The organism is Modestobacter sp. KNN46-3 (assembly GCF_011039295.1).
Genome location: NZ_JAAKGN010000225.1, coordinates 1 through 5836, shown reverse-complemented (window position 1 = coordinate 5836; position 5836 = coordinate 1). Strand labels below are relative to the sequence as shown.

Here is a 5836-nt window from a genome sequence, read left to right as displayed (position 1 = left end):
CGCAGGCCGTCGACGAGGGCATCGAGTACGTCCGCGACGCCGTCTGGCCCATGCTGCGCGGCATGAGCGGCTGCGTGGGCATGTCGATGCTCGCCGACCGGGACGCCGGCCGCTGCATCGTCACCGCGGCACCGGGCAGCACCTGACCGACCGGGTCGAGCGCGATCACCGAGCCGTCGGGGACGTCGCCGGTCTGCAGTGGCCGCAGCGTCGGGACCAGGCCGCGCTCGACCAGCTCGGCCTGCACCTCGGCCGCCGGCCGGCCCACGTAGTCGACCGTGGAGAGCGAGACCAGCTGCACCACCGGGGTGCTCGGGGGCGTCGGCTCGGCGGTGGCGGTCGGCTGGGCGGTGGCCGGCGGGTCCTCGCGGTCGGTGGCGAGCTGGAGCAGGCCGAAGGTGCTCCCCATCGCGACGAGGAAGGCGAGCAGGGTGGCGACCAGGAACGGCCAGCGGCGACGGCTCTCCTGCTCGGGCTCGTCGACGTCGTCCTCGTCGGCCGGGGGGAGCGTGTAGGTCTGGGTCGCCGGGAAGGGCGGCAGCGGGGTCGGGGTGCGGACGGCAGGCATCTCCGCCGTCCGGATGGCCGGCATCACCGCCGTCCGTGGCTCGGGGTCCGCCTCGCCGACGGGCCGCCCCGCGAGGACGTCGTCGATGGCGGCACGGAAGGCGGCGCCGTCGGCGAACCGCTCGGCGGGGTCCTTGGCGATGGCGCGCTCGATCAGCCGGCGCACGGGTGCCGGGACGTCGTCGGGCAGCGGCGGCGGGACCTCCCGGATCCGCCGGAGCGCGACCTCCACCGCGTCCCCGCCGTCGAAGCCGCGGTGCCCGGCCAGGCACTCGTAGCCGACCAGGCCGAGGGCGTAGACGTCGCTGGCCGGGGTGGCGCGGTTGCCGGCGGCCTGCTCGGGGGAGAGGTAGTGGGCGGTGCCGACGACCTCGCCGGTGATGGTCAGCGGCACGCTGGTGGCGGAGACCGCGACGCCGAAGTCGGTGAGCTTGACCCCGCCGTCGTCGGCGAGGAGGACGTTGCCCGGCTTCACGTCCCGGTGGACGACGTCGGCGGCGTGCGCGGCGGCCAGCCCGGCGGCGCACTGCCGGAGCACCTGCAGCGTGCGTTCCGGCGACAGTCGCGGCTCACGTCGCAACAGCGCCGCCAGCGACTCGCCGCGGACCAGCTCCATCACCAGGTAAGCGAGGTGCTCGCCGCGGGTGCTGGCGTCGGGCAGCACCTCGCCGTAGTCGAACAGGGTGGCGATGTGCGGGTGCACCAGGCCGGCGGAGTGCTGCGCCTCGGCCCGGAAGCGGGCGAGGAAGGTCGCGTTGGCGGTGTACTCGCTGCGCAGGACCTTGACCGCGACGTCCCGGCCGAGCACGGTGTCGCGGGCGCGCCACACCTGGCCCATGCCGCCGGAGGCGATCAGCGTCTGCAGCTCGTAGCGCCCCCCGAGGAGCTGACCGTTGGGGTGCACCGGCACATCTTCCACGTTCGGCCGCGGCGGTGTGGGACTCCTGGGGCGGGAGTCACAGCTGGCAGAGGAGCTCTCCGGAACTCAGGAGCTGGAGCTGGGTCCGGAGGGCGGCGATCCGCGCCTCGGCCTCCGCCACGAGCGCGTCGTGCACCCGGCCCCAGTCGGCGGGGGTCGGGTCCGGCGGGAGCTCGGCGAGCACCGCAGCGACCTCCGCGACCGTGAGCCCGATGCGTTGCGAGACCCGGGCGACCTTCACCCGGCAGGCGGCGTCGGGGCCGAAGCGCCGTTGGTTCCCGGACGTGCGCACGCTGCTGATCAAGCCGTGCTGCTCGTAGAAGCGGACTGCGGAGGCGGCCACGCCACTGGCCTCGGCGACCTGACCGACGGTGAGACCGTCTGCGACCTTGACTTCAACCATTGTTGAAGTCCTAGCGTCGCCGGCATGACCAGTCAAGACAGACAGGGGCCGGAGGACCGGCCGATGACGCTGACGATCGTGGTGGCCAGCACCCGTGCGGTCCGTGGTGGGCCGGTGGTCGCGGGGTGGTTCGCCGCGGTCGCCGGACGGCGCGGTGACCTCCGCGTGGAGGTGCTGGACCTCGCCGAGGTGCGGCTCCCCGACGTGGGGTCGGCGGCCGAGGCGGGGGCCACGTCGGCCGTCTCCAGCCGGCTGCACCAGGCGGATGCGTTCGTGGTCGTCACCCCGGAGTACAACCACAGCTATCCGGGGCCGCTGAAGAACGCCATCGACACCTTCGACGCCGAGTGGCACGCCAAGCCGGTGGGCTTCGTCAGCTACGGCGGCATCTCCGGTGGGCTCCGGGCGGTCGAGCACCTGCGGCCGGTGTTCGCCGAGGTGCACGCCACGACCATCCGGGAGACGGTCAGCTTCCCCCACTACGGCGAGTCGTTCGACGAGGCCGGCCGGCTCCGGGCCCCGGAGCGGGCGACCGCCGCGGCCGAGCGCCTGCTGGACCAGCTGGTGTGGTGGGGGCAGGCCCTGCGCACCGCCCGCGACCGCGCGCCCTACGCGGCATGACCGGCGCCCCAGCCGATCGGCCCCGCGCCGCGATCGGCTCCGTCCCCGACGACGTCGCCGAGGCGGTCACCGCCGTCCTCGCCGGCATCCAGTCGGGCTTCAACGCCAAGACCCCCGGCACCTCGATGGCCGCCTTCCTCGCCGACGCGGTCTCCGTGTCCCCGGACGGCCGGCGCACCAGCGGCGCGGATGAGCTCACCGAGTACCACGAGCACCGGCTGACCGGACCGGCACGGCACTGGCGCATCCGGCAGGAGGTCCAGCAGCTGACCCTGGTGGACGAGGACACGGTGATCGCCGACGTCCACCAGCGGATGCAGACCCCGGAGGGCGACTTCACCAACCGGGGGACCGCCGTCCTGGTCCGGCGGGCAGGGGAGTGGTGGATCGCCCGGTTCCACAACACCCGCGTCGCCGGGGGCTGAGCACGGCGGCTGGCTCAGCCGTCGCCCCCGTTCCCCTGGTTCCCCTGGTTGGTGAAGTCGCCCTCCGGGGTCTGCATCCGCTGGTGGACGTCGGCGATCACCGTGTCCTCGTCCACCAGGGTCAGCTGCTGGACCTCCTGCCGGATGCGCCAGTGCCGTGCCGGTCCGGTCAGCCGGTGCTCGTGGTACTCGGTGAGCTCATCCGCGCCGCTGGTGCGCCGGCCGTCCGGGGACACGGAGACCGCGTCGGCGAGGAAGGCGGCCATCGAGGTGCCGGGGGTCTTGGCGTTGAAGCCCGACTGGATGCCGGCGAGGACGGCGGTGACCGCCTCGGCGACGTCGTCGGGGACGGAGCCGATCGCGGCGCGGGGCCGATCGGCTGGGGCGCCGGTCATGCCGCGTAGGGCGCGCGGTCGCGGGCGGTGCGCAGGGCCTGCCCCCACCACACCAGCTGGTCCAGCAGGCGCTCGGCCGCGGCGGTCGCCCGCTCCGGGGCCCGGAGCCGGCCGGCCTCGTCGAACGACTCGCCGTAGTGGGGGAAGCTGACCGTCTCCCGGATGGTCGTGGCGTGCACCTCGGCGAACACCGGCCGCAGGTGCTCGACCGCCCGGAGCCCACCGGAGATGCCGCCGTAGCTGACGAAGCCCACCGGCTTGGCGTGCCACTCGGCGTCGAAGGTGTCGATGGCGTTCTTCAGCGGCCCCGGATAGCTGTGGTTGTACTCCGGGGTGACGACCACGAACGCATCCGCCTGGTGCAGCCGGCTGGAGACGGCCGACGTGGCCCCCGCCTCGGCCGCCGACCCCACGTCGGGGAGCCGCACCTCGGCGAGGTCCAGCACCTCCACGCGGAGGTCACCGCGCCGTCCGGCGACCGCGGCGAACCACCCCGCGACCACCGGCCCACCACGGACCGCACGGGTGCTGGCCACCACGATCGTCAGCGTCATCGGCCGGTCCTCCGGCCCCTGTCTGTCTTGACTGGTCATGCCGGCGACGCTAGGACTTCAACAATGGTTGAAGTCAAGGTCGCAGACGGTCTCACCGTCGGTCAGGTCGCCGAGGCCAGTGGCGTGGCCGCCTCCGCAGTCCGCTTCTACGAGCAGCACGGCTTGATCAGCAGCGTGCGCACGTCCGGGAACCAACGGCGCTTCGGCCCCGACGCCGCCTGCCGGGTGAAGGTCGCCCGGGTCTCGCAACGCATCGGGCTCACGGTCGCGGAGGTCGCTGCGGTGCTCGCCGAGCTCCCGCCGGACCCGACCCCCGCCGACTGGGGCCGGGTGCACGACGCGCTCGTGGCGGAGGCCGAGGCGCGGATCGCCGCCCTCCGGACCCAGCTCCAGCTCCTGAGTTCCGGAGAGCTCCTCTGCCAGCTGTGACTCCCGCCCCAGGAGTCCCACACCGCCGCGGCCGAACGTGGAAGATGTGCCGGTGCACCCCAACGGTCAGCTCCTCGGGGGGCGCTACGAGCTGCAGACGCTGATCGCCTCCGGCGGCATGGGCCAGGTGTGGCGCGCCCGCGACACCGTGCTCGGCCGGGACGTCGCGGTCAAGGTCCTGCGCAGCGAGTACACCGCCAACGCGACCTTCCTCGCCCGCTTCCGGGCCGAGGCGCAGCACTCCGCCGGCCTGGTGCACCCGCACATCGCCACCCTGTTCGACTACGGCGAGGTGCTGCCCGACGCCAGCACCCGCGGCGAGCACCTCGCTTACCTGGTGATGGAGCTGGTCCGCGGCGAGTCGCTGGCGGCGCTGTTGCGACGTGAGCCGCGACTGTCGCCGGAACGCACGCTGCAGGTGCTCCGGCAGTGCGCCGCCGGGCTGGCCGCCGCGCACGCCGCCGACGTCGTCCACCGGGACGTGAAGCCGGGCAACGTCCTCCTCGCCGACGACGGCGGGGTCAAGCTCACCGACTTCGGCGTCGCGGTCTCCGCCACCAGCGTGCCGCTGACCATCACCGGCGAGGTCGTCGGCACCGCCCACTACCTCTCCCCCGAGCAGGCCGCCGGCAACCGCGCCACCCCGGCCAGCGACGTCTACGCCCTCGGCCTGGTCGGCTACGAGTGCCTGGCCGGGCACCGCGGCTTCGACGGCGGGGACGCGGTGGAGGTCGCGCTCCGGCGGATCCGGGAGGTCCCGCCGCCGCTGCCCGACGACGTCCCGGCACCCGTGCGCCGGCTGATCGAGCGCGCCATCGCCAAGGACCCCGCCGAGCGGTTCGCCGACGGCGCCGCCTTCCGTGCCGCCATCGACGACGTCCTCGCGGGGCGGCCCGTCGGCGAGGCGGACCCCGAGCCACGGACGGCGGTGATGCCGGCCATCCGGACGGCGGAGATGCCTGCCGTCCGCACCCCGACCCCGCTGCCGCCCTTCCCGGCGACCCAGACCTACACGCTCCCCCCGGCCGACGAGGACGACGTCGACGAGCCCGAGCAGGAGAGCCGTCGCCGCTGGCCGTTCCTGGTCGCCACCCTGCTCGCCTTCCTCGTCGCGATGGGGAGCACCTTCGGCCTGCTCCAGCTCGCCACCGACCGCGAGGACCCGCCGGCCACCGCCCAGCCGACCGCCACCGCCGAGCCGACGCCCCCGAGCACCCCGGTGGTGCAGCTGGTCTCGCTCTCCACGGTCGACTACGTGGGCCGGCCGGCGGCCGAGGTGCAGGCCGAGCTGGTCGAGCGCGGCCTGGTCCCGACGCTGCGGCCACTGCAGACCGGCGACGTCCCCGACGGCTCGGTGATCGCGCTCGACCCGGTCGGTCAGGTGCTGCCCGGTGCCGCGGTGACGATGCAGCGGCCGGCGTCCCGGTCGGCGAGCATCGACATGCCCACGCAGCCGCTCATGCCGCGCAGCATGGGCCAGACGGCGTCGCGGACGTACTCGATGCCCTCGTCGACGGCCTGCG

The 5836-nt window shown here is 74.4% G+C and carries 8 protein-coding genes; 4 read left to right on the top strand and 4 right to left on the bottom strand.

Annotation, left to right across the window (positions count from 1 at the left end):
- Together G5C62_RS28380 and G5C62_RS25165 are read right to left on the bottom strand one after the other, a co-directional pair.
- Positions 1–1471 (bottom strand): protein kinase domain-containing protein (locus G5C62_RS28380; protein WP_241176125.1); only part of this gene is annotated, 1471 nt, incomplete at its 3' end.
- A 52-nt stretch (positions 1472–1523) separates the two neighbouring features.
- Complete coding sequence (locus tag G5C62_RS25165) at positions 1524–1889, bottom strand: MerR family DNA-binding transcriptional regulator (protein ID WP_164703164.1); 366 nt, start codon at positions 1887–1889, stop codon at positions 1524–1526.
- A 63-nt stretch (positions 1890–1952) separates the two neighbouring features.
- Here G5C62_RS25165 and G5C62_RS25160 point away from each other — a divergent pair, with 63 nt between their 5' ends.
- Together G5C62_RS25160 and G5C62_RS25155 are read left to right on the top strand one after the other, a co-directional pair.
- Complete coding sequence (locus G5C62_RS25160) at positions 1953–2510, top strand: NADPH-dependent FMN reductase (protein ID WP_241176126.1); 558 nt, start codon at positions 1953–1955, stop codon at positions 2508–2510.
- Entirely contained in the window at positions 2507–2935 is a 429-nt protein-coding gene (locus G5C62_RS25155) for an SgcJ/EcaC family oxidoreductase (RefSeq protein ID WP_164703167.1), read from the top strand. The genes G5C62_RS25160 and G5C62_RS25155 overlap by 4 nt, the downstream gene beginning before the upstream one ends.
- Before the next feature lie 14 nt (positions 2936–2949).
- On the opposite strand, the gene G5C62_RS25150 is transcribed toward G5C62_RS25155, so the two are convergent.
- Entirely contained in the window at positions 2950–3330 is a 381-nt protein-coding gene (locus G5C62_RS25150) for a DUF4440 domain-containing protein (RefSeq protein ID WP_164703166.1), read from the bottom strand.
- On the bottom strand, positions 3327–3884 hold the full coding sequence (locus G5C62_RS25145) for an NADPH-dependent FMN reductase (RefSeq protein WP_241176126.1): 558 nt from the start codon (positions 3882–3884) through the stop codon (positions 3327–3329). Before G5C62_RS25145 ends, G5C62_RS25150 begins: the two co-directional genes overlap by 4 nt.
- 63 nt (positions 3885–3947) lie before the next feature.
- Here G5C62_RS25145 and G5C62_RS25140 point away from each other — a divergent pair, with 63 nt between their 5' ends.
- Entirely contained in the window at positions 3948–4313 is a 366-nt protein-coding gene (locus G5C62_RS25140; RefSeq protein ID WP_164703164.1) for a MerR family DNA-binding transcriptional regulator, read from the top strand.
- Between the two features lie 52 nt (positions 4314–4365).
- The coding region (locus G5C62_RS28375) for a protein kinase domain-containing protein (RefSeq protein WP_241176125.1) at positions 4366–5836 on the top strand (1471 nt) is incomplete at its 3' end.

Excerpts from the sequence above, each read along its gene's own strand:
- G5C62_RS25150 (WP_164703166.1), bottom strand. The coding sequence starts at position 3,330 with ATGACCGGCGCCCCAGCCGATCGGCCCCGCGCCGCGATCGGCTCCGTC.
- G5C62_RS25165 (WP_164703164.1), bottom strand. The coding sequence starts at position 1,889 with ATGGTTGAAGTCAAGGTCGCAGACGGTCTCACCGTCGGTCAGGTCGCC.
- G5C62_RS25155 (WP_164703167.1), top strand. The coding sequence starts at position 2,507 with ATGACCGGCGCCCCAGCCGATCGGCCCCGCGCCGCGATCGGCTCCGTC.
- G5C62_RS25160 (WP_241176126.1), top strand. The coding sequence starts at position 1,953 with ATGACGCTGACGATCGTGGTGGCCAGCACCCGTGCGGTCCGTGGTGGG.
- G5C62_RS25140 (WP_164703164.1), top strand. The coding sequence starts at position 3,948 with ATGGTTGAAGTCAAGGTCGCAGACGGTCTCACCGTCGGTCAGGTCGCC.
- G5C62_RS25145 (WP_241176126.1), bottom strand. The coding sequence starts at position 3,884 with ATGACGCTGACGATCGTGGTGGCCAGCACCCGTGCGGTCCGTGGTGGG.